Below are 23,197 nucleotides of genomic sequence, written 5' to 3' on the forward strand. Positions count from 1 at the left end.
ATGCCCACAACTGGCAGAAATACCAGGTGGTTTACCTCTTTGCCTGCAATCCAGTAAGCTGCATCAATTCGTCGGATGATTGGTTGAGTGGCATGAATACAGAGCTGACCAAGCGCTCCCTGGTGGAGTTGGCGGTAGAGCGCATGCGTGAATGCATCGTGCTGGGCGATTGGCAGGTCGGCCAGCGCCTGCCTACCGAGCCAGAGCTTGCCTTGCAACTGGGCATCAGCCGCAACACCGTGCGTGAGGCCATGCGCGTGCTGGCGTTCAGTGGCCTGGTGGAAATTCGCCAGGGCGACGGCAGCTACCTGCGCACTGCCCAGGACCCGCTGCAGGCGGTGCATGCGATGTCTCGATGTACGCTCGAGCAGGCCCGCGAGACACGCCATATCCTCGAGGCGGAGGCCATTGGCTTGGCGGCTTTGCGTCGTAACGATGCCGACCTGCAAGCGCTGAAGGATGCCCTGGAAGGCAGTGCCGGGCACTTTCACGGCGATGTCGATGCCTATGTCGCCTGCGATCTGGTCTTCCACCAGCGGCTGGTCGATGCCGCCCATAACCCGGCATTGAGCGAGCTGTACCGTTACTTCTCCGGGGTCGTGGCTGCCGCTCTGCAACACAATATGGCCACCGTTCCGCGCTGCCAGGCCACGTTCGACTTGCATGGGCAGATCCTCGACGCCATCGAGCAACGTGACGCTGAACGGGCCAAGCGCCTGAGCCGTACCCTCATTGAATCCTGACACCGAGAAGGCCATGGCTGAATCCATCACCCGTAATACCCCATCGAACGAGCGGGATCTCGATGAGCTGCTGATCGACGCTGAAGCTGACGACGAACAGGTCCAGCAACAGGCTGTGGTGTTGCGGCGGCCCTGGCTGTTGCTGCTGGGCCTGGTGCTGGTGGCCTTGAACCTGCGCCCGGCATTGTCGAGCATGGCGCCGGTGCTGGGCCAAGTATCTGAAGGCTTGGGGCTGAATGCTTCGCAGGCGGGCTTGCTGACCACCCTGCCGGTGCTCTGCCTGGGCCTGTTTGCTCCCTTGGCGCCAGTGCTGGCGCGGCGCTTTGGCAGCGAGCGGGTGATTCTTGGCATCCTCGTCACCCTGGCGCTTGGCCTCGTGGTACGAAGTACCTTTGGGGCTGTCGGCGTGTTCCTCGGCAGCCTGATGGCAGGGGCCAGCATCGGCATTATCGGCGTATTGTTGCCAGGTATCGTCAAGCGCGACTTTCCGCAACACGCTGGCACGCTGACCGGTGTATACACCATGGCATTATGCCTGGGCGCGGCCATGGCCGCGGGTGCCACCGTGCCGTTGGCCCAGCATTTCGACGGCAGCTGGGCACTGGGGTTGGGCTTCTGGGTGCTGCCGGCTTTGCTGGCCATGCTGGTGTGGCTGCCACAGGCCCGTCAGGGGCATGGGCTGCACAGGGTGGCCTATCGCGTGCGAGGCTTGTGGCGTGACCCACTGGCCTGGCAGGTGACCCTGTATATGGGCCTGCAGTCATCACTGGCTTACATCGTGTTCGGTTGGTTGCCATCGATCCTGATCGGTCGCGGCCTCAGCCCTACCGAGGCAGGGCTGGTGCTGTCGGGGTCGGTAATCGTGCAGTTGATCAGCTCGCTCAGTGCCCCCTGGCTGGCCACCCGCGGCAAGGACCAGCGGCTGGCAATCGTGCTGGTCATGTCAGGTACGCTGGCGGGGCTGTTCGGTTGCCTGTATGCGCCACTTTCCGGGTTGTGGGGGTGGGCCATTGTGCTGGGCCTGGGGCAGGGCGGTACCTTTGCCCTGGCGCTGACCTTGATCGTGCTGCGCTCGAAAGATGCCCACGTGGCGGCGAACTTGTCGAGCATGGCCCAAGGGGTGGGTTATACCCTGGCCTCGATGGGGCCTTTCGCGGTGGGCCTGGTGCATGACCTGACCGGCGGCTGGGCGGCATTGGGTTGGATTTTTGCGGTACTGGGCGTTGGCGCCGTCGTGTTCGGGCTGGGTGCCGGGCGGGCACTGCAGGTGCAGGTGACCTGCGAAAAAGTCTGAGGCCTGTTTTAGCAGTACCGTCCTCTTGCCTGCCAAGAGGACGGTACTGGCATAAGCCATCGGGGCAGATTATCGTGCAGTTTTCGAACCTAGGACGGACAAGCCCACAATGAGCGATGCCAACCGCGCCCTGATTACCCGTTTCTACCAGGCTTTCCAGCGCCTGGATGCCGACGCCATGCTGGCCTGCTACAGCAGCGATATCGTTTTCAGCGACCCGGTGTTCGGCACCCTACGCGGCAAGGACGCAGGCGATATGTGGCGGATGCTCACCACCCGCGCCAAGAACTTCACCCTGACATTCGACAGCATACGTGCAGATGAGCACAGTGGCAGCGCGCACTGGGTGGCTACCTACCTGTTCAGCCAGACCGGCCGTGTTGTGGTCAACGATATCCAGGCACGCTTTGTCATGCGTGATGGGCTGATTTGCCAGCATGACGATACCTTTGACCTGTGGCGCTGGTCGCGGCAAGCGTTGGGTGTTCCTGGAATGCTGCTGGGGTGGTCGCCGCTGATGCAGAACAAGGTCCGCCTGCAGGCATTCAAGGGGTTGCGCGCATTCCAGCAGGCCCAGGGTGAGTGAAGTCGTCGAACCTGCCGTTGGTAAGCCCTGGTTTGTCTATCTGGTAAGGGCAGCCAATGGCTCGTTGTATTGCGGCATCAGCGATGACCCGCAGCGTCGGTTCGCCGCGCATCAGAAAGGGCAGGGCGCCCGCTATTTCAAGACCAGCCCGGCCCAGGCGCTGGTGTACGTGGAGCAGTGGCCGGACAAGGGCGCGGCGCTGCGCCAGGAGCGGTTGGTGAAGCGGCTGCGCAAGTCAGCGAAGGAGGCACTGGTGGCCTCCTTTGGCGGCTTGGGGGAAATCAGTCCTTGCGGCGCTTCAGCTGATCCACCAAGGTTGTCGGCAGCCCCTTGATGATCAAGGTCCCCGCCGCTTCGTCATACTCCACCTTGTCCCCCAGCAGATGCGCCTCGAAGCTGATCGACAGCCCCTCGGCACGCCCGGTGAAACGGCGGAACTGGTTGAGGGTGCGCTTGTCAGCAGGGATTTCCGGCGACAGGCCGTAGTCCTTGTTGCGGATGTGGTCGTAGAACGCTTTGGGGCGGTCTTCGTCGATCAGGCTGGACAGCTCTTCGAGCGTCACCGGCTCGCCCAGCTTGGTCTGGGTGGTGGCGTACTCGACCAGGGTCTGGGTCTTTTCGCGGGCGGATTCTTCCGGCAGGTCTTCGCTTTCGACGAAATCGCTGAAGGCCTTGAGCAGGGTACGGGTTTCGCCCGGGCCGTCGACGCCTTCCTGGCAGCCGATGAAGTCGCGGAAGTAATCCGACACCTTCTTGCCGTTCTTGCCCTTGATGAACGAAATATACTGCCTGGAGTTCTGGTTGTTCTTCCACTCCGACAGGTTGATGCGTGCTGCCAGGTGCAGCTGGCCAAGGTCGAGATGACGGGAAGGGGTCACGTCGAGCTCGGCATTCACCGCCACGCCTTCGCTATGGTGCAGCAGGGCGATCGCCAGGTACTCGGTCATGCCTTGCTGATAGTGGGCAAACAGGATGTGGCCGCCGGTGGACAGGTTGGACTCTTCCATCAGCTTCTGCAGATGCTCGACAGCCACGCGGCTGAAGGCGGTGAAGTCTTTTTCTTCATCCAGGTACTGCTTCAGCCAGCCGCTCAGCGGGTAGGCGCCCGATTCGCCGTGGAAAAAGCCCCAAGCCTTGCCTTGCTTGGCGTTGTAGCTGTCATTGAGGTCGGCCAGGAGGTTTTCGATGGCATCGGAGGCAGCCAGTTCGGAGTCGCGAGCATGCAGCACGGCGGGGCTGCCATCGGGCTTTTTGTCGATCAGGTGAACGATGCAATGACGGATTGGCATGGAATTCTCGGCGAGCTGCAAAAGTTGCCAAGTTTAACCTAGACCTGAGGTGATGCAGTGGCCGTATGTTGGCAGATATGTCGGTTGTTCGTTTTTTGTTCAATTTTGTGTGTTTTCAGCTGAAACCCCCGAAAAACCTGCATTTAATCAAAGTGCGAAGCGGATATTTATCCATTCATGTGGTAGTTTTGCGCGGTCTTGCGCCCCTCGTGTGCGCATTGCTGGCAGCATGCTGTCGTCGTGTCGAACCAAACGCCGATTTTCGTATCTACATACGCAATTGGCGCGGCCCTCCATTTCAAGGGGCTGGCCCGATAACGTCGTAGTCCGCTGCATAACCATCGAATTTGATAGGGAAGGAACACCACCATGGCATTGACCAAAGACCAACTGATTGCCGACATCGCCGAATCGATCGCCGCGCCAAAAGCCACCGCCAAGAACGCTCTGGAGCAACTGGGCCAGATCGTTGCCGACCAACTGGAAAACGGCGCTGAAATCACTCTGCCAGGCATCGGCAAGCTGAAAGTCTCCGAGCGTCCTGCCCGTACCGGCCGCAACCCTTCGACTGGCGCTGCCATCGAAATCGCTGCCAAGAAAGTCGTCAAGTTCGTTCCAGCCAAAGTGCTGACCGACGCTATCAACAAGTAATTGTTGTTTTGACGAAACCGCGCCCGGCTTGCCCGGGCGCGGTTTTTTCATGCCTGTGATTTACGCTGGGCGTGCCAGGCCTGGCGTGCGGCGTCGTCATGGAAGCTCCAGGCGACCATGCGGCTCTGTTTCTGACCCTGGCCCATCTCGATGATGCGCACGGCCTTGGCGCCGGACTTCTTCAACGCGGCCTCGATGCCCGGCAGGTTGCTGGCCTTGGACACCAGGCTGGTGAACCACAGCACCCGTTCGGCGTACTGCACGCTTTCGCCAATCAACTGGGTGACAAAGCGGATTTCGCCACCTTCGCACCACAGTTCATTGTTCTGGCCACCGAAGTTCAGCACCGGCAGCTTGCGTTTGGGGTCCTGCTTGCCGAGGTTCTTCCATTTGCGCTGGCTGCCGCGGGTGGCTTCGTCGCGTGAGGCATGGAAGGGCGGGTTGCACAGGGTCAGGTCAAAGCGTTCGCCCTCCTGCAGCAGGCCGCTGAGGATGTGCGCTCGGTTGGCCTGCTGGCGCAGGGTAATGGCTTTGCCCAGGCCATTGGCCTGGACGATAGCCTTGGCCGAGGCCAGAGCCACGGGGTCGATGTCTGAACCGAGGAAGCGCCAGCGGTAGTCGCTGTGGCCCAGCAGTGGATAGATGCAGTTGGCCCCCACGCCGACGTCCAGCGCACGCACTTGGGCGCCCCTTGGGACGTCGCCAGCATTGTCATCGGCCAACAGGTCGGCGGCTACGTGGATGTAGTCGGCACGGCCAGGAATGGGCGGGCACAGGTAATCGGCTGGGATGTCCCAGTGCTGGATGCCGTACTGGGCCTTGAGCAGTGCACGGTTGAACACGCGGACGGCTTCGGGGTTGGCAAAGTCGATGCTGGGCTTGCCGTGGGGGTTGGTGATGGTGAAACGGGCCAGGTCAGGGTGGGCCTTGATAAGGCTGGGGAAGTCGTAGCGACCCTGGTGGCGGTTGCGCGGGTGCAGGGTGGGTTTGTTCGGGGTCATGGCAGTGTCCAGCCCTATACGAGCGGTGGCTTGAAGAACCTGGGGCTGCTACGCAGCCCTTTCGCGACACAAGGCCGCTCCCACAGGGTGGTGGCGCCTTGAAGGTTGGCGCCGTCCTGTGGGAGCGGCCTTGTGTCGCGAAAGGGCCGTGCAGCGGCCCCAACGGTCTCTCTAGTGATTACAGCGCTGCAATCCGCGCATGCTGCTCGGTGAAGTTGGCCAGGGCCTGTTCGGACTCGGCCAGCTTGGCGCGTTCCTTCTCGATCACCGCAGGCGGGGCCTTGTCGACGAAGGCTGCGTTGGACAGCTTGCCGCCAACACGTTGCACTTCACCTTGCAGGCGCTGGATTTCCTTGTTCAGGCGCGCCAGCTCGGCATCCTTGTCGATCAGCCCGGCCATTGGCACCAGCACTTGCAGGTCACCGACCAGGGCGGTAGCGGACAGCGGCGCTTCGTCGGCATCACCCAGTACGGTGAACGACTCGACCTTGGCCAGCTTCTTCAGCAGCGCTTCGTTTTCCTGTAGGCGGCGCTGGTCGTCGGCGTTGGCGTTCTTCAGGAACAGCGGCAGCGGCTTGCCGGGGCCGATGTTCATTTCGGCGCGGATATTACGCAGGCCGACCATCAACTCTTTCAGCCACTCGATGTCGCCTTCGGCGGCGGCGTCAATGCGCGTTTCGTTGGCCACTGGCCATGGCTGCAGCATGATGGTCTTGCCGTCGATGCCGGCCAGCGGCGCGATGCGCTGCCAGATTTCTTCGGTGATGAACGGCATGAACGGATGCGCAAGACGCAGTGCCACCTCCAGCACGCGCACCAAGGTGCGGCGGGTGCCACGGGCGCGCTCTACCGGGGCGTTTTCGTCCCACAGTACCGGTTTGGACAGCTCCAGGTACCAGTCGCAGTACTGGTTCCAGATGAACTCGTACAGCGCCTGGCTGGCCAGGTCGAAGCGGAACTGCTCCAGCTGGCGGGTTACTTCGGCTTCGGTACGCTGAAGTTGCGAGATGATCCAGCGGTCTGCCAGCGACAGCTCGTAGGCTTCGCCGTTCTGGCCGCAGTCTTCACCCTTGTCCAGCACGTAGCGGGCAGCGTTCCAGATCTTGTTGCAGAAGTTGCGGTAGCCTTCGACGCGGCCCATGTCGAACTTGATGTCGCGGCCTGTCGAGGCCAGCGAGCAGAAGGTGAAGCGCAGGGCGTCGGTGCCGTAGCTGGCAATACCTTCGGGGAACTCGGCCTTGGTCTGCTTGGCGATCTTCTCGGCAAGCTTGGGCTGCATCATGCCGCTGGTGCGTTTTTCCAGCAGGGCGTCGAGGGTGATGCCGTCGACGATGTCCAGCGGGTCCAGCACGTTGCCCTTGGACTTGGACATCTTCTGGCCCTGGCCGTCACGTACCAGGCCGTGCACGTACACGGTCTTGAACGGTACCTGCGGGGTGCCGTCTTCGTTCTTGATCAGGTGCATGGTCAGCATGATCATGCGCGCAACCCAGAAGAAGATGATGTCGAAGCCAGTCACCAGCACGTCGGTGGAGTGGAACTTCTTGAGGAATTCGGTCTGTTCCGGCCAGCCCAGGGTGGAGAATGTCCACAGGCCCGAGCTGAACCAGGTGTCGAGTACGTCGTCATCCTGACGCAGGACCACGTCGGCGCCCAGCTTGTGCTTGGCGCGCACTTCTTCCTCGTTGCGGCCAACGTAGACCTGGCCGGCCTCGTCGTACCACGCAGGAATGCGGTGGCCCCACCACAGTTGGCGGCTGATGCACCAGTCCTGGATATCGCGCATCCAGGAGAAGTACATGTTCTCGTATTGCTTGGGCACGAACTGGATACGGCCATCTTCCACGGCGGCGATGGCAGGCTCTGCCAGCGGCTTGGTGGAAACGTACCACTGGTCGGTCAGCCACGGCTCGATGACCGTGCCGGAGCGGTCGCCTTTCGGCACTTTCAGGGCGTGGTCGTCGATGCTGACCAGCAGGCCCTGGGCGTCCAGGTCGGCGACGATCTGCTTGCGCGCGACAAAGCGGTCAAGGTTGGCGTACTGGGCCGGCAGTTGGGTGTCGACCTGCTCGTTAACGCTGCCGTCGAGGTTGAAGGCCTGGGCGCTGGCCAGCACGAAGGCGTTCTTGTCGAAGATGTTCAGCAGCGGCAGGTTGTGGCGCTTGCCGACTTCGTAGTCGTTGAAGTCGTGGGCCGGGGTGATCTTTACGCAACCGGTACCGAACTCGGGGTCGCAGTAGTCATCGGCGATGATCGGGATGCGGCGGCCGACCAATGGCAGTTCGACGAATTTGCCGATCAGTGCCTGGTAGCGTTCGTCGTTCGGGTTGACGGCCACGGCAGCGTCACCCAGCAGGGTTTCCGGACGCGTGGTGGCAACTACCAGGTAGTCCTGGCCTTCGGCGGTCTTGGCGCCGTCGGCCAGCGGGTAGCGCAGGTTCCACAGGTGGCCTTTCTCGTCGTGGTTTTCCACTTCGAGGTCGGAGATGGCCGTGTGCAGCTTGGTGTCCCAGTTGACCAGGCGCTTGCCGCGGTAGATAAGGCCGTCTTCATGCAGGCGCACGAACGCTTCTTTAACCGCTTCGGAGAGGCCGTCGTCCATGGTGAAGCGCTCGCGGCTCCAGTCTACCGATGAGCCCAGGCGGCGAATCTGGCGGCTGATGTTGCCGCCGGACTGATCCTTCCATTCCCAGACTTTTTCCAGGAACTTTTCGCGGCCCAGGTCATGACGGTTCTGGCCTTTGGCTTCAAGTTGGCGCTCGACCAGCATCTGCGTGGCGATACCCGCGTGATCGGTACCCGGCTGCCACAGGGTGTCGCGGCCTTGCATGCGGCGGAAACGGATCAGGGCGTCCATGATCGCGTTGTTGAACCCGTGGCCCATGTGCAGGCTGCCGGTTACGTTCGGCGGCGGGATCATGATGGTGTAGGACTCGCCTGCACCTTGTGGAGCGAAATAGTTCTCGGACTCCCAGGTGTTGTACCAGGAAGTTTCGATTGCGTGCGGCTGGTAGGTCTTATCCATGCGCGGCGGGACCCTGTGCATTTATTCGGGAAAGCCGGGAAGTATAACCAAGCTGGGGGCCGCAGGCGACAAGCTGCTGACAACTGTCGGAACAGAGTCGCCTGCTTCGCGGGCAAGTCCGCTCTTACGGGCAAAGCGCAGGCTCAGAACCTGTGGGAGTGGGCGCGCCCGCGAAGCAGGCGACACCGTTGCCCGGGTCTACTCGGAACGCTTGATCAGCCGCTCGATCCGCGCATCCAGCCGGCGCTTGATTTCGTTCTCGATATGCGGGGTAAAGTCGTTGATCACGTCCTGCATGATCATCTGCGCTGCGGCGCGCAGCTCGCTTTCCAGGTGCAGCAGGGTGTCCTGGCGGCGGGTCTGCGGGTCGTCCTCGGGTTCGGCAGCTACAGGTTCGGCGGGCGCCGCGGGGTCGCTGGCGGCTTCGTCCAGCAGCAACGGAATCTGCTCTACCGTCTCGGTGAGCAGCGGCGGTTGCAGGTCGGCGTCGCCAAGCAGCTGACGGATCGACTCGAGGTCATCGAGCAGATGGGCGGAATCGGGCAAAGGGGAGGGCTTGTCCATCGTCGTCAAAGTCGCTGTAAGCGGTGGTCTTGCAGAGCATAGCCCTGTTCACGGTAGAAACGGAATCGCTCACGGGCTGATTGGCGGATAGCCGGCTCTTCAACAACGATTTCGGCCACCCGCTCGAACTGCCCGACAAAGCCCGGCACGCTGGCGCCGAGGTTGATCAGCAGGCCGTGGTGCTCGCCGGCGTTGTCAGCCAGGCCCAGAACCACGTCAGCATCGGCATGCACCTCGGCGAGGTCGTGGGGCACGAAGGCCTCGCCCTTGAAGCGCCACAAGCGTTGGTCCAGTTCACTGCGCTGTTCTGCATCCTGGCAGTGCAAATAGACCTGGTGGCCAAGGCGCCAGGCCTTCTCGCACAGCTTGCAGGCGAAATCGAGCCGCGCCGACAGCGAGTCGGTGGGCAGAATGTAGAAGTCGACTTTGCTCATGGTGGGAATCGCCGGCCGGTGGCGCGCAAGGCACCACCGGCTTCACGGCTTCAGGCGCCAGCGCGGTCCAGCAGGTACTGGGTCAACAGAGGTACCGGGCGGCCAGTGGCGCCCTTGTCCTTGCCGCCACTGACCCAGGCGGTGCCGGCGATGTCCATGTGCGCCCAGTTGTAGGCTTTGGCGAAGCGCGACAGGAAGCAACCCGCGGTGATCGTACCGGCCTTCGGCCCACCGATGTTGCCCATGTCGGCGAACGGGCTGTCCAGCTGCTCCTGGTATTCATCGAACAGCGGCAGCTGCCAGGCACGGTCGTCGGCGCGCTTGCCGGCATCGAGCAACTGCCCGACCAGGTCGTCGTTATTGCCCATCAGGCCGGAGGTGTGGCTGCCCAGGGCGACGATGCAGGCGCCGGTCAGGGTGGCGATGTCGATCACCGCCTGCGGCTTGAAGCGCTCGGCGTAGGTCAGGGTGTCGCACAGCACCAGGCGGCCTTCAGCGTCGGTGTTGAGGATTTCCACGGTCTGGCCGCTCATGGTGGTGACAATGTCACCTGGGCGGGTGGCGCCGCCGCTTGGCATGTTCTCGGCGCAGGCCAGCAGGCACACCAGGTTGATCGGCAGCTGCAGCTCGAGCACTGCACGCAGGGTGCCGAACACGCTGGCGGCGCCGCACATGTCGTACTTCATTTCATCCATGCCGGCGCCTGGCTTGAGGCTGATGCCGCCGGTGTCGAAGGTAATGCCTTTACCCACCAGCACGAATGGCTTGTCGGCCTTTTTGCCGCCCTGGTAATTGAGCACGATCAGGCGTGGCGGCTGGTCGCTGCCCTGGCCCACGGCGTAGAACGCGCCCATGCCCAGGTCCTTGATCTTTTTCTCGTCCAGCACTTCAACCTTGAGGGCCTTGTGCGCCTTGCCCAGTTCCTTGGCCTGTTCGGCCAGGAAGCTTGGGTGGCAAAGGTTGGGTGGCAGGTTGCCGAGGTCACGGGTGAAGGCCATGCCGCTGGCGATGGCGCTGGCATGCTTGACCGCACGCTCGACTTCGGCCTGGCCGGCTTTGTCGGCCAGCAGGGTGACCTTTTTCAGCGCGCGCGGCTCGGCTTTCTGGCTCTTGAAACGGTCGAACACATATTCGCCGTCCAGCAGGGTTTCGGCCAGCAGGCGGTACTTGCCGTAATGGGCGTCGCGGTTGCTGACTGAGATATCGTCCAGGGCCAGTACTGCGTCAGCGCCGTTCAGGCCCTTGAGTACGCCAGCGACACTGGCCACCAGTTTGCGCCAGGCGCGGTCGCCCAAGGCTTCTTCCTTGCCGCTACCCACCAGCAGCACGCGCTCGGCCTTCAGGCCCGGGAGGTTCTGTAGCAGCAGGGTCTGGCCCGGCTTGCCGGCCAGGTCGCCGCGCTTGAGCACGGCGCTGATGGCGCCTTCGCTGGCCTGGTCGACAGCCTTGGCAACAGCGCCGAGCTTGCGGTTTTCACCTACCGGAAGGACCAGTGTGGCGGTTTTTACGGATGCAGCAGCTACGCTTTTTACAACCAGTTCCATGTCAGGATCCCCGAATGATCGATACGAATGGCGCTGTGTGTTCCAGCGCTCTGGACGGGCCTGGCCGCGTCGTCGCGCACCAGCGGAAAAGCTGCCAGTTTGAGCCTGTGGCAAGCGTGCTGACAACCCCGTTGTGCACCTTCGTACGCGGCCAAGTGACAGGGGCGGTCAATCACAGGATAATGCGCGCACTTTACATGGAGGTTCGCCTTTGGCGAACCGGCATTGGTCTTGGATGTACTAAGTCATTGTTTGGCGCCATTGCATGGCAGTCCGCCCTGACAACCCAGGAGTGTCTGGTTTGATCGTCTTTCGTTATCTGTCCCGCGAGGTCCTGGTCACCTTGAGCGCCGTCAGCGCTGTGCTGTTGGTGATCATCATGAGCGGGCGCTTCATCAAGTACCTGGCCCAGGCTGCCCAGGGCGTGCTCGACCCTGGCGTGTTGTTCCTGATCATGGGCTTCCGCTTGCCAGGCTTCCTGCAACTGATCCTGCCTCTGGGGCTGTTCCTCGGCATCCTCCTGGCTTACGGGCGCCTGTACCTGGAAAGCGAGATGACCGTGCTGTCGGCCACTGGCATGAGCCAGCAGCGCCTGCTGGGCATGACCATGGCGCCGGCTGCCCTGGTTGCCCTGCTGGTGGCCTGGCTGAGCCTGAGCCTGGCCCCGCTGGGCGTGGCCCAGGTGCAGCAGATCATCAGCCAGCAGGATGCCCTGACCGAGTTCGACACCTTGGTGCCGGGCCGCTTCCAGACATTGCGTGATGGCTCGCGGGTAACCTATACCGAGCAATTGTCGGATGACCGCATCAACCTGGGCGGGGTGTTCATCTCCGAGAAGCGCTTCAACCAGGACAAGACCAAGGACCGCGCCCCCTCGGTGCTGGTCGCCGAGAAGGGCCACCAGGAAATCCAGGCCGACGGCAACCGCTACCTGGTGCTGGAAAACGGTTACCGCTACGACGGCAACCCGGGCCAGGCCGACTACCGCGCCATCAAATATGACACCTACGGCGTGCTGCTGCCCAAGCCGGAAGTCGCCGAGGAAGTGACCGAGCGCGAAGCGCTTCCCACCTCCGAACTGATCGGCAAGGAGGGCCTGCGTGAGCGCGCCGAGCTGCAATGGCGGCTGTCGCTGCCGATCCTGGTGTTCGTCGTCACCCTGCTGGCGGTGCCACTGTCGCGGGTCAACCCGCGCCAGGGCCGCTTCCTCAAGCTGCTGCCGGCAATTCTTCTGTACATGGCCTACCTGACAATGCTGATTTCCGTACGCGGCGCCCTCGAGAAGGGCAAACTGCCGATCGCCCTGGGCATGTGGTGGGTACACGGTCTGTTCCTGCTGATCGGCCTTGGCCTGATGTACTGGGAGCCGCTGCGCCTCAAACGTGCCGCCCGCCGTGCGGAGGTGGCTCATGGCTAAGCTCGATCGCTACATCGGCCAGAGCGTGCTGCTGGCCATCCTGGCGGTGCTGGGGATCATCCTCGGCCTGGCTTCGCTTTTCGCCTTCATCGATGAAATGGGCGACCTGAGTGACACCTACACGGTGATGGACGCGGGCAACTTTGTCCTGCTTACCGCACCTCGGCGGCTGTATGAAATGCTGCCAATGGCCGCCCTGATCGGTTGCCTGATCGGCCTGGGCAGTCTGGCCAGCAGCAGCGAGCTGACCATCATGCGTGCGGCTGGCGTGTCCATCGGCCGTATCGTCTGGGCGGTGATGAAGCCGATGCTGGTGCTGATGCTGGTGGGGCTGCTGATTGGCGAATATGTGGCACCGGTGACCGAGAACAAGGCCCAGGCCGACCGTTCCCTGGCCCAGGGTGGTGGTGAAGCACAGAGCTCCAAACGTGGCATGTGGCACCGCCAGGGCGAGGAGTATGTGCACATCAACGCCGTACAGCCCGATGGCCTGCTGCTGGGCGTGACCCGCTACCGCTTCGACAGCGAGCGCAAGATTGTCACCTCGAGCTTTGCCCGCCGTGCGCAGTACCAGAACGACCACTGGCTGCTCGCCGATGTGCGTACCACCTACTTCCGTGGCGACCACACCGAGGTGGTCAACGCGCCGGAGGAGCGCTGGGATGTTTCGCTTACGCCAGAACTGCTCAATACCGTGATCCTCGCGCCGGAGTCGCTTTCGATTACCGGGTTGTGGGATTACATCCACTACTTGTCTGATCAGGGCCTGAACAACTCCCGCTACTGGCTGGCGTTCTGGACCAAGGTGCTGCAGCCGATGGTAACGGCGGCCCTGGTGCTGATGGCGATCTCGTTCATCTTTGGCCCGCTGCGTTCGGTTACCCTTGGTCAGCGCGTGTTCACGGGTGTGCTGGTGGGCTTCGTGTTTCGCATTGGCCAGGACCTGCTCGGGCCTTCGAGCCAGGTATTCGGCTTCCCGCCGCTGCTGGCGGTGGTGATACCGGCGGGCATCTGTGCCTTGGCCGGTGTGTGGTTGTTGCGCCGGGCAGGGTAATAGCCAGAGCTGCACAAGAAAGCCGACCTCAGGGTCGGCTTTTTCATGGGTGTTTATCTGGCCCGGCCCGTTCGCGGGTAAACCCGCGCCTACAGGTATCGCGCAGGCATCAGGAAAGGGCCCGAACCGGCAACGCCAATCCTCTGGCTCATTTCTTCTGTTTAGGTACCCGCACCAGCTGGCTTTCCGAATAGATGTCATGCCAACCACGCTTGCGCTTGTCGATCAGCACCCAGAAAAAACCCAGCCCCAGGCACAGCCACGAGGCAATCGACACGACGAACCGCAAGAGCGCCTGCCACAGGCTGATGGCCGAGCCATCGGCATTCTGCACCCGAACGCCCCATACCTGCATACCCAGCGTCTGCCCACCGTGGGTCCAGAACTTGGCAAAGAAGCCGAACAGGGCAAACAGCAGTACCGTAGACAGCAATGGGTCGCCATCCAGTGCACCGGCCTCGGTCAGCTCGCGCATACGTGCTTCGCCGATGATCGACATCTGAATCATCTTGTAGGCGCCGGCGGTCACGATCAGCAGCGCGGTGCACAGTAGAAAGTCATAGAACATCGCTGCCAGGCGCCGGCCCAGGCCGACCGGCGGAAAATCACCCTGGGGTGTGAGCAGAGGCTTGGACATGCAGGACAGCTCCAGAAGACGAGCCTGCTATTCTACGGGCAAAAAAAAACCCCTGCACTTGGCAGGGGCTTTTCAAAGTCTGGCGCTGGATCAGACAGGTTGAACCTTGTCAGCCTGCATGCCTTTCTGGCCCTGAACTGCTTCAAAGGTAACCTTCTGGCCTTCTTTCAGGCTTTTGAAGCCGCTACCTTCGATAGCGCGGAAGTGCACGAACAGATCCGGACCGCTTTCTGGGGTGATGAAGCCGTAACCTTTTTCGTCATTGAACCACTTGACGGTACCGTTCTGACGCTCAGCCATTGTCTTATTTCCTATGAAGCTTAAATTTTGATGACAGTTTCTTTCGCACTTTTTTGTAAGCGAAAGATTACTGGGCTGGGTTGCAGGAAGTAAGAGACGTCGAACGGGTTGTAGCAAATCTCGGCTACTGGCCCAGGTCACGAACTGTTGCGACCCATGCAAACACAGTGCAGTGACTCTACGCCAACTCCCGAGCGAAAAACAAGCCCTTGGTCGTATGGAAAACTGGCCGCTTGCCGATAACCGACCGATTTGTCGGAAACGGCATGGCGCCTGGCCTGGCGCCATGTTCAAAAGTTATTGGGCAGGTTCGAAAACGAATATGTCGACGCTGCCCAAAACCTTCACAAAGCTGTTTCAGCCACGGTAGTAACGTGGTGCCACGAAAGGCATTTTGCTGACTTTCAAGGCCACCTTCTTTCCACGCACCACGGCAAACAGCTCGGTGTCGAGTGCAGCATGTTCACTATCGATATAACCCATTGCGACAGGTGCGGCGAGTGTCGGGCCAAAGCCCCCGCTGCACACTTTACCTACCGCTTTATCGTTTGCGTCGACAATGTCCGCACCTTCACGAACAGGCGTACGCTCCTGCGGCAACAGGCCGACACGTTTGCGCGCAACACCATCGCGCACGTGGGCGAAGATCGTCTCGGCACCCGGGAAGCCGGCAGCCCGTGCACCCTCGGCACGGCGCACCTTGGAAATTGCCCACAGCAGGCTGGCTTCGATCGGCGTAGTCTCGCTGTTCATGTCGTGGCCATACAGGCACAGGCCAGCTTCCAGGCGCAGCGAGTCGCGTGCGCCCAAGCCGATCGGCTGTACTTCCGGCTCGGCCAGCAGGCGGCGAGCCAGGGCGTCGGCAGCGTTGACCGGTACCGAGATCTCGTAGCCGTCTTCGCCGGTGTAGCCCGAGCGGCTGACGAAGCAGTCCACACCCAGCAGTGTTACTCGGCGGAACTGCATGAAGGTCATGCCGGCCACTTCTGGAGCCAGGCGTTCCAGCACCTTGACTGCAGCCGGGCCTTGCAGGGCGAGCAGGGCACGCTCCTCGAACAGCGGCTGCACCTCGCAACGGTTGCCAATGTGGGATTGCAGGTGAGCCAGGTCCTGCTCCTTGCAGGCGGCGTTGACTACCAGGAACAGGGTGTCCTCGCCCAGGTTGGCCACCATCAGGTCGTCGAGAATGCCGCCTTGCTCATTGGTGAACATGGCATAACGCTGCATGCCCACCGGCAGGTCGATGATGTCCACCGGTACCAGGCTTTCCAGCGCCTTGGCGGCGTCAGCGCCACGCAGAACGATCTGGCCCATGTGCGAGACGTCGAACAGGCCGGCCTGCTCGCGGGTGTGCAGGTGTTCCTTGAGCACGCCCAGCGGGTACTGCACCGGCATGTCGTAGCCGGCGAACGGCACCATGCGTGCACCCAGTTCCAGGTGCAAGGCATGCAGTGGGGTCTTGAGCAGTGTTTCGGACATCGATGACTCCTTGCTGTCATTGTTGGGTCAACATTCGATGATGTTGACGGCCAGGCCGCCACGGGCGGTCTCTTTGTATTTGCTTTTCATATCGGCGCCAGTCTGGCGCATGGTGCGGATGACCTTGTCCAGCGACACGTAGTGCTGGCCGTCGCCGCGCAGGGCCATGCGTACCGCGTTGATGGCCTTCACCGAGCCCATCGCATTGCGCTCGATACAGGGCACCTGTACGAGGCCGCCGATCGGGTCGCAGGTCAGGCCCAGGTTGTGTTCCATGCCTATTTCGGCTGCGTTCTCCACCTGCTGCACGCTGCCGCCCATCACCTCGCACAGCGCCCCGGCGGCCATCGAGCAGGCGACGCCGACCTCGCCCTGGCAGCCCACTTCGGCGCCGGAGATGGAGGCGTTTTCCTTGTACAGGATACCGATGGCTGCGGCGGTGAGCAGAAAGCGCACCACCCCATCCTCGCTGGCCCCCGGGACGAAGCGCATGTAGTAGTGAAGGACTGCCGGGACGATGCCCGCTGCGCCGTTGGTAGGGGCGGTGACCACACGACCGCCGTAGGCGTTTTCCTCATTCACCGCCAAGGCGTAGAGGTTGACCCAGTCGAGCACAGACAGGGCGTCACGCAGGCTGGCTTCCGGGTGGCCGCTCAGTTGGCGGTACAGGGCCGGCGCGCGGCGTTTGACCTTGAGCCCTCCCGGTAATATGCCCTCATGCTGGCAACCTGCCGCGACGCAATCTTGCATCACCTGCCAGATGCGCAGCAGCCCGGCCCGGGTTTCTGCTTCTGGGCGCCAGGCGGACTCGTTGGCCAGCATCACCTGGCTCACCGACAGGTCATGCGCGGTGCAGTGGCCGAGGAGCGCCTTGGCGGTCTTGAACGGATAGGCCAGCACCGTGGTGTCCTCGACGATGCGGTCGTGGCCGGCAGCGTCCTCGTCGACCACGAAACCACCACCTACCGAGTAGTACTCGCGGCTTCGGATTTGCAGGCCTGCGTCGTCGAACGCGCGGAAGATCATGCCGTTGGGGTGGTAGTCCAACGGCTTGCGGATCATCGCCAGGTGCTGCTTTTCGATGAACGCAATGCTGTGCTCGCCCAGCAGGTTGATACGTCCGCTGTCGCGGATGACCTGCAGGCGGGCGGGAATGCTGTCGGTGTCGATAATGTCCGGGTGTTCGCCTTCAAGGCCCAGCAGCACGGCTTTGTCACTGCCGTGGCCTTTGCCTGTGGCGCCCAGTGAGCCATACAGCTCGGCTTTGACGCTGGCGGTGCGGGCCAGCAGGCCGTCACGGCGCAGCCCTTCGGCAAACCGCGCAGCGGCGCGCATCGGGCCGACCGTGTGGGAGCTGGAGGGGCCGATGCCGATCTTGAACAGGTCGAAGACGCTCAGTGACATGTTGACCTCCTGCCAGTTTGTTGGGCGGACGTTGAGCCCTGTAGGCGCGGGTTTATCCGCGAATGCGGTGGTATTGCCACCCTCGCATTCGCGGGTAGACCCGCGCCTACACAGAGCCCGCCACCCAAGCCAGGTGGCGGGGAGGGGCTATCAGGCGTCCTGATAGCTCTCGATCGACGGGCAGGCGCACACCAGGTTGCGGTCGCCGAACACGTTGTCGACCCGGCCCACCGGCGGCCAGTACTTGCCTTCCACCAGGCTCGCCAGGGGGTATACCGCCTGCTCGCGGCTGTAGCCATGGGTCCATTCGCCAACCAGCTCAGCCGCAGTGTGCGGTGCGTTTTTCAGCGGGTTGTCGTCCTTGTCCAGGCTACCGTTCTCCACCGCGCGGATTTCTTCGCGGATCTGGATCATTGCGTTGCAGAAGCGGTCCAGTTCTTCTTTGGACTCGCTTTCGGTCGGTTCGATCATCAGCGTGCCAGCCACCGGGAAGGACATGGTCGGGGCGTGGAAGCCAAAGTCGATCAACCGCTTGGCCACGTCGTCGACACTGATGCCGCTGGTGTCCTTCAGTGGGCGCAGGTCGAGAATGCACTCGTGAGCCACCAGGCCGTTACCGCCGGTATACAGAACAGGATAGTGCTCTTCCAGGCGGCGGGCGATGTAGTTGGCGTTGAGGATTGCCATCTGCGAGGCACGTTTGAGGCCGGCACCGCCCATCATGCGGATATACATCCATGTGATTGGCAGGATGCTGGCGCTACCGAACGGCGCAGCGCATACCGCGCCCTGGGTGTTTTCCAGCTGTGCATGGCCTGGCAGGAACGGCGCCAAGTGCGACTTGACGCCAATCGGGCCAACACCCGGGCCACCACCACCGTGCGGGATGCAGAAGGTCTTGTGCAGGTTCAGGTGGGAAACGTCGCCGCCGAACTTGCCTGGCGCGCACAGTCCGACCATGGCGTTCATGTTGGCGCCATCGATATACACCTGGCCACCGTTGTCGTGGATGATCGCGCAGATTTCGCCGATCGCTTCCTCGAACACGCCGTGGGTCGACGGGTAGGTGATCATGATTGCAGCCAGGCGCTCGCGGTGCTCGATGGCTTTGGCGCGCAGGTCCTCGACATCGACGTTGCCACGGGCGTCACAGGCGGTAACCACGACACGCATGCCAGCCATGTGTGCGGTGGCCGGGTTGGTGCCATGGGCCGACGACGGGATCAGGCAGATATCGCGGTGGCCTTCACCACGGCTGCGGTGGTAGGCGCGGATCGCCAACAGCCCGGCGTATTCGCCCTGCGAGCCGGCGTTGGGCTGCAGCGACACGGCATCATAGCCAGTGGCCGCGCACAGCATGGCCTCCAGTTCGGTGGTCATCTGCAGGTAGCCCTGGCTCTGCTCGGCCGGGGCGAACGGGTGCAGGTTGCCGAACTCGGCCCAGGTGACCGGGATCATTTCGCTGGCGGCGTTCAGCTTCATGGTGCACGAGCCCAGCGGGATCATGCTGCGGTCCAGCGCCAGGTCCTTGTCGGCCAGGCGGCGCAGGTAGCGCATCAGCTCGGTTTCGCTGTGGTAGCGGTTGAACACCGGGTGTTCGAGGATGGCCGACTGGCGCAGCAGGGCGGCAGGCAGCAGGGAACCGGTGCTGGCGGCCAGTGCGGTGAAGTCAGGCTGTGCCTGCTCGCCACCCAACAGCTGCCACAGCGATTCGACGTCAGCCTGAGTGCTGGTTTCGTCCAGAGACAGGCCCACATGGGCGGCATCGATCTGGCGCAGGTTGATGCCCTGGGCGCGTGCCTTGTCATGCAGGCTGGCGGTGGCAGTGCCGGTGGCCAGGGTCAGGGTATCGAAGGCGCTGGCGCCCACCACTTGTACGCCCAGCGCCTTCAGGCCGGCGGCGAGGATCGCGGTCAGGGCATGGGTGCGCTCGGCAATGCGCTTGAGGCCGGCAGGGCCGTGGTACACGGCGAACATGCTGGCGATGTTGGCCAGCAGCACCTGGGCGGTGCAGATGTTGCTGGTGGCCTTTTCGCGGCGGATGTGTTGCTCGCGGGTCTGCATGGCCAGACGCAGGGCGGTTTTGCCGAAGCGGTCAATCGACACGCCGACCAAGCGGCCAGGCATGTCGCGCTTGAACGCGTCGCGGGTGGCGAAGTAAGCCGCGTGCGGGCCACCGAAGCCCAGTGGCACGCCGAAGCGCTGGGCGCTGCCGATGGCTACATCGGCGTCGAATTCGCCCGGTGGGGTCAGCAGGGTCAGGGCCAGCAGGTCTGCCGCTACGGCGACCAGGGCGTTGGCCGCGTGGAAGCGCTGCACGACCTCGCGGTAGTCGAACACTTCACCGTTGCTGCCCGGGTATTGCAGCAGGGCCCCGAAGAAGGTGCTGACATCGCCCAGCTCGCGTTCGTCGCCAACCACAACCTCGATACCCAGCGGCTCGGCACGGGTGCGCAGCACGTCGAGGGTTTGCGGGTGACAGTGCACGGAGGCGAAGAAGGCATGGCTGGACTTGTTCTTCGACAGGCGCTTGCAGAAGGTCATGGCCTCGGCCGCAGCCGTGGCTTCGTCGAGCAAGGAGGCGTTGGCGATCGGCAGGCCGGTGAGGTCGCTGATCAGGGTCTGGAAGTTCAGCAGTGCTTCCAGGCGGCCTTGGGAAATTTCTGGCTGATACGGGGTGTAGGCGGTATACCAGGCCGGGTTTTCCAGCAGGTTGCGCAGGATCGGTGCCGGAGTGTGGGTGTTGTAGTAGCCCTGGCCGATGTAGCTTTTGAACAGCTGGTTCTTGCCAGCGATGGCCTTGAGCGCAGCGAGCGCGTCGGCCTCGCTCTGGCCGTCGTGCGAGCCAAGCACGCTGGTGCCTTTGATGCTGTCGGGGATGACCGCAGCGGTCATGGCGTCCAGCGAGTCGAAGCCCAGTGCAGTGAGCATGGCCTGTTCGTCAGCGGCGCGCGGGCCTATGTGACGGGCGATGAATTCGTTGGCGGTGCCGAGGTTGATGGTCATGGCGGGATTCCTCAGGCGTCGTCGTTGGCTTTGAGCAGGCGGTCGTAGGCGTCCTGATCGAGCAGAGCGGTTACGGCTTCTGCATCGGCAGGGATGAAGCGGAAGAACCAGCCTTCGCCCATCGGGTCTTCGTTGACCAGTTCCGGGCTGTCTTCAAGCTGGCCGTTGACCTCGACCACTTCACCCGTCAGTGGCATGTACACGCCGCTGGCGGCCTTGACCGATTCGACGGTGGACGCTTCGCTGCCTTTCTCATACTGCTGCAACTCTGGCAGTTGCACGAAAACCACGTCGCCCAGGGCATTCTGGGCGTAGGCGGTGATGCCCACGGTGACGCTGCCATCGGCTTCGACGCGCAGCCATTCGTGATCTTCAGTGAAACGCAACTCGCTCATGGGGAATCCTCGGGAAGCAGGGCGTTGGGGGGGCGCGGTGGCGCCGCGCTCTTAGGGTAGGATTCCCTTAGCAATAATGCGGCCAACCTATAAAACTTCTTATTTATCAATAGATTACGTAATTAGGTGGAGAAGCCGTATTTTTCGTATGGAATGATATCGTTACAGGTGCTCATGGGAGGAAAAGGGTTTGAGCATCAAACCCTTGTGCACCCACGTCGAGGAGGGTGTGTATCTTTTTCGTTACGACGTATTGAAAACGATACATGTGGTGCCCGACAGGCCTGGTGCCAATGGCCTCCGGTCATCTCACTTTCAGCAAATGATCCAGCGAAAACGCGCCGGCGCCACGTGCGACCAGGAGCAGCAAGAGCCCTGCCCAGGTCAGGTGGGTAGGCCACGCATCGGGGTAGACGAACACTTCGATCACCAACGTCATGCCCAGCAGTGCCAGCGCTGATAGCCGGGTCATCAGCCCGAGCACCAGCAATAGCGGGAACAAGTGCTCAGCGTAGGCGGCCAGGTGCGCTGCAAGCCAGGGCGAGAGTAGCGGCAGCGCGTACTCGGTGCGGAACAGCTCATAGGTGCCGGGTGTGAGGGTAAGTAAACCTTCCACTTTGGTGCGCCCGGAAAGAAAGAATACCGAGGCGATCCCTAACCGGGCGACTATGCACAATAAGTCATCGCTCAAACGGTGCTCGAGGCTCTGTGCAATGTGGTTCCAGGCGCGCCGCAGGCTGCTGGCCAGGGGCGTGAAGTCGGCACTAGCCATGATGGTGTTCTCCTGTGAAGGCAAGTGGGCGAAAAGCCTGGGCTGTCATCAGGCGCCCGAGCATCTCGGTGAAATCCAGGTCGGTTTCAGCGTGTCGCGCCAGTTCCGAGGCCTGCATCAGCGACTGTCCGGCCGCACAGGCCTTGAGAAACGCATGGCCACCTTTCCCCAGCGGCTGATGGCATACGCCATCAGCGGTGCCGACAAACAGCACCCCTTCGCCCACCCATGGCTGGTCATGGGGCCAGGCAACCTGCTCGCGGGCGCAGCGCCACAGGGTGTACACAGGATGCGCTTCGCACCAGTACCAGCGAGCACTGGCACGGGGGGGCAAGCAACCGTGATCAAGATCGCTGGGGGTCATGCCTGCCAGTTCGACAAGGTTCAGGCACGTTTCGTACGGCGCGCTGAAGGCTTCTGTCCAATGCAGGTCCAGGCGGGCGACATCCGCCAGATACGGCACAGCGTGCTGTGACTGAATGTCTTCGAGGAAATCCGGGAAGGTTGCGCCATAGCAGATCAGCCGGGGATCACTGGGGGGGAATTGCCGCGCGTAAACTGCCGCGGTCTCATCCATCCAGGCGCGCCCGACGAGTGTGCACACGCTCGGAAAGTTTGCGCGCAGCGCATCCACGCAGCCGGCCAGCACCGTGTTGCGATAAACCGCGAACGCCGCCTGTTCGGTCACTCCTGAAAGCTCGGGAGCAGGACGGGAATAGAGCGCCTCGATGAACGCTTGCTGGAACTGACCAAGGGAAAGGTTCATGGCAATACACCTGGGCAAGTCATGATCGAGTGTGCGATGGACCGTTCAGCAAGCAGTTCGGTGAACGGGGGAAGCTTGTCGTCACGTTCAATGAGGGTCGGGCGCGGACCGACACGGGAAACCAGTTTGCGGTACAGCGCCCATACAGGCTCGGCCACCCGCGCATCATGAGAGTCGATCAGCAGGATGCCTTGGTCATCGTCGCTGTGCCCGGCCAGATGAACTTCTGTGATGGCTTGCGCTGGAAAGCGATCCAGGTAGGCAGTTGCCGAGAACCCCAGATTGTGAGCGCTCACGTAGACGTTGTTGATGTCCAGCAACAGACCACAACCGGTGCGACGTGTCAGTTCGCCAAGAAAGTCGATCTCGTCCCAGTCATGGCCCTGCAGCTGCAAATAATGACTGGGGTTTTCGATGGATATCCGTCGGCCCAATACCTCCTGGCATCGCTGGATGTTTTCAGCGATGCGCTGCAGAGCTTCGTTGCTGCGCGGAAATGGCAGCAGGTCTGGATGGTAGTGCCCCTGCCAGGTTGACCAGGCCAGGTGCTCTGATACCAGTACCGGTTCGGTCTGATCGCACAGTGCGCGCAGACGTTGCAGATGGTCCTGATCGGGGGCCGCGTCAGCCGCAAGCGAAAGTGCCACACCATGCAATGAGACCGGGTGCCGCTCTGCGATTCGGTTCAGCCAGGCAAGGCGAGGGCCACCGACCATGTAGTTCTCCGGGTGAACTTCAAACCAGAGCCCTTCGAGATTGCACGCCAGCGCCTGGTCGTAGTGCTCGGCCTTCAGGCTGACTCCGGCGCCCATTCGTGCGTCTGCGTTCATGGTCGG

22 protein-coding genes are annotated in these 23,197 nt (G+C 62.3%); 7 read left to right on the forward strand and 15 right to left on the reverse strand.

Annotated elements, in window-relative coordinates; all coding sequences use genetic code 11:
* The first annotated feature begins 92 nt into the window (after positions 1 to 92).
* The 4 genes from ACZ889_RS09065 (at position 93) to ACZ889_RS09080 (ending at position 2,957) form a co-directional block, all read left to right on the forward strand.
* Complete coding sequence (locus ACZ889_RS09065; protein WP_004575660.1) at positions 93 to 743, forward strand: FadR/GntR family transcriptional regulator; 651 nt, start codon at positions 93 to 95, stop codon at positions 741 to 743.
* A 13-nt stretch (positions 744 to 756) separates the two neighbouring features.
* Positions 757 to 2,037, forward strand: a complete 1,281-nt coding sequence (locus ACZ889_RS09070) for a CynX/NimT family MFS transporter (RefSeq protein WP_047605000.1) — start codon at positions 757 to 759, stop codon at positions 2,035 to 2,037.
* Positions 2,038 to 2,146: 109 nt separating this feature from the next.
* Complete coding sequence (locus ACZ889_RS09075) at positions 2,147 to 2,623, forward strand: nuclear transport factor 2 family protein (protein ID WP_003255111.1); 477 nt, start codon at positions 2,147 to 2,149, stop codon at positions 2,621 to 2,623.
* Positions 2,616 to 2,957 (forward strand): GIY-YIG nuclease family protein, encoded by a 342-nt coding sequence (locus ACZ889_RS09080; RefSeq protein ID WP_003255109.1) that lies wholly within the window; start codon positions 2,616 to 2,618, stop codon positions 2,955 to 2,957. The genes ACZ889_RS09075 and ACZ889_RS09080 overlap by 8 nt, the downstream gene beginning before the upstream one ends.
* Here ACZ889_RS09080 and yejK read toward each other — a convergent pair.
* Complete coding sequence (yejK, locus tag ACZ889_RS09085; protein WP_021781869.1) at positions 2,905 to 3,912, reverse strand: nucleoid-associated protein YejK; 1,008 nt, start codon at positions 3,910 to 3,912, stop codon at positions 2,905 to 2,907. The genes ACZ889_RS09080 and yejK overlap by 53 nt on opposite strands.
* 369 nt (positions 3,913 to 4,281) lie before the next feature.
* Between yejK and ACZ889_RS09090 the strand changes: the two genes are divergently transcribed.
* Positions 4,282 to 4,563 carry an HU family DNA-binding protein gene (locus ACZ889_RS09090; protein ID WP_003255106.1) on the forward strand — a complete coding sequence of 94 codons (282 nt, stop codon included), beginning with the start codon at positions 4,282 to 4,284 and terminating at the stop codon, positions 4,561 to 4,563.
* A 47-nt stretch (positions 4,564 to 4,610) separates the two neighbouring features.
* Here ACZ889_RS09090 and rlmF read toward each other — a convergent pair whose 3' ends face one another.
* From rlmF to ACZ889_RS09115, 5 genes are all read right to left on the reverse strand, one after another.
* On the reverse strand, positions 4,611 to 5,564 hold the full coding sequence (gene rlmF, locus ACZ889_RS09095; protein WP_004575659.1) for a 23S rRNA (adenine(1618)-N(6))-methyltransferase RlmF: 954 nt from the start codon (positions 5,562 to 5,564) through the stop codon (positions 4,611 to 4,613).
* A gap of 178 nt (positions 5,565 to 5,742) precedes the next feature.
* Entirely contained in the window at positions 5,743 to 8,589 is a 2,847-nt protein-coding gene (locus ACZ889_RS09100; protein WP_004575658.1) for a valine--tRNA ligase, read from the reverse strand.
* A gap of 198 nt (positions 8,590 to 8,787) precedes the next feature.
* Positions 8,788 to 9,153, reverse strand: a complete 366-nt coding sequence (locus tag ACZ889_RS09105) for a hypothetical protein (RefSeq protein ID WP_003255102.1) — start codon at positions 9,151 to 9,153, stop codon at positions 8,788 to 8,790.
* A 5-nt stretch (positions 9,154 to 9,158) separates the two neighbouring features.
* Positions 9,159 to 9,587 carry a DNA polymerase III subunit chi gene (locus ACZ889_RS09110; RefSeq protein ID WP_004575657.1) on the reverse strand — a complete coding sequence of 143 codons (429 nt, stop codon included), beginning with the start codon at positions 9,585 to 9,587 and terminating at the stop codon, positions 9,159 to 9,161.
* A gap of 50 nt (positions 9,588 to 9,637) precedes the next feature.
* A complete protein-coding gene (locus ACZ889_RS09115) occupies positions 9,638 to 11,131 on the reverse strand; it encodes a leucyl aminopeptidase (protein ID WP_047605003.1) in 1,494 nt (497 codons plus the stop codon).
* A gap of 301 nt (positions 11,132 to 11,432) precedes the next feature.
* On the opposite strand from ACZ889_RS09115, the gene lptF reads away from it, so the two are divergent.
* Positions 11,433 to 12,548 carry an LPS export ABC transporter permease LptF gene (gene lptF, locus ACZ889_RS09120; protein ID WP_004575655.1) on the forward strand — a complete coding sequence of 372 codons (1,116 nt, stop codon included), beginning with the start codon at positions 11,433 to 11,435 and terminating at the stop codon, positions 12,546 to 12,548.
* Positions 12,541 to 13,602: an LPS export ABC transporter permease LptG gene (lptG, locus tag ACZ889_RS09125; RefSeq protein ID WP_014755453.1), complete on the forward strand. Its 1,062-nt coding sequence runs from the start codon at positions 12,541 to 12,543 to the stop codon at positions 13,600 to 13,602. Before lptF ends, lptG begins: the two co-directional genes overlap by 8 nt.
* A 148-nt stretch (positions 13,603 to 13,750) precedes the next feature.
* On the opposite strand, the gene ACZ889_RS09130 is transcribed toward lptG, so the two are convergent.
* From ACZ889_RS09130 to bufB, 9 genes are all read right to left on the reverse strand, one after another.
* On the reverse strand, positions 13,751 to 14,239 hold the full coding sequence (locus ACZ889_RS09130; protein ID WP_003255094.1) for an RDD family protein: 489 nt from the start codon (positions 14,237 to 14,239) through the stop codon (positions 13,751 to 13,753).
* A gap of 90 nt (positions 14,240 to 14,329) precedes the next feature.
* Positions 14,330 to 14,539 (reverse strand): cold-shock protein, encoded by a 210-nt coding sequence (locus tag ACZ889_RS09135; protein WP_003255093.1) that lies wholly within the window; start codon positions 14,537 to 14,539, stop codon positions 14,330 to 14,332.
* Between the two features lie 357 nt (positions 14,540 to 14,896).
* Complete coding sequence (gene gcvT / locus ACZ889_RS09140) at positions 14,897 to 16,018, reverse strand: glycine cleavage system aminomethyltransferase GcvT (protein ID WP_476257319.1); 1,122 nt, start codon at positions 16,016 to 16,018, stop codon at positions 14,897 to 14,899.
* Between the two features lie 27 nt (positions 16,019 to 16,045).
* Positions 16,046 to 17,422 (reverse strand): L-serine ammonia-lyase, encoded by a 1,377-nt coding sequence (locus ACZ889_RS09145; protein WP_003255090.1) that lies wholly within the window; start codon positions 17,420 to 17,422, stop codon positions 16,046 to 16,048.
* 150 nt (positions 17,423 to 17,572) lie between these two features.
* The gene (gene gcvP, locus ACZ889_RS09150) at positions 17,573 to 20,428 is read right to left on the reverse strand and encodes an aminomethyl-transferring glycine dehydrogenase (protein WP_476257320.1); all 2,856 of its coding nucleotides are present in this window, start codon (positions 20,426 to 20,428) and stop codon (positions 17,573 to 17,575) included.
* 11 nt (positions 20,429 to 20,439) lie between these two features.
* Positions 20,440 to 20,823, reverse strand: a complete 384-nt coding sequence (gene gcvH / locus ACZ889_RS09155; RefSeq protein WP_003255087.1) for a glycine cleavage system protein GcvH — start codon at positions 20,821 to 20,823, stop codon at positions 20,440 to 20,442.
* Between the two features lie 304 nt (positions 20,824 to 21,127).
* Positions 21,128 to 21,595, reverse strand: coding sequence for a DoxX family protein (locus ACZ889_RS09160; RefSeq protein WP_108078464.1), 468 nt, complete (start codon positions 21,593 to 21,595; stop codon positions 21,128 to 21,130).
* Complete coding sequence (locus ACZ889_RS09165) at positions 21,588 to 22,361, reverse strand: HvfC/BufC N-terminal domain-containing protein (protein ID WP_180688783.1); 774 nt, start codon at positions 22,359 to 22,361, stop codon at positions 21,588 to 21,590. The genes ACZ889_RS09160 and ACZ889_RS09165 overlap by 8 nt, the downstream gene beginning before the upstream one ends.
* The gene (bufB, locus tag ACZ889_RS09170; RefSeq protein ID WP_476257321.1) at positions 22,358 to 23,191 is read right to left on the reverse strand and encodes an MNIO family bufferin maturase; all 834 of its coding nucleotides are present in this window, start codon (positions 23,189 to 23,191) and stop codon (positions 22,358 to 22,360) included. Before bufB ends, ACZ889_RS09165 begins: the two co-directional genes overlap by 4 nt.
* Positions 23,192 to 23,197: the final 6 nt, after the last annotated feature.

The organism is Pseudomonas sp. TE3895, assembly GCF_056278855.1.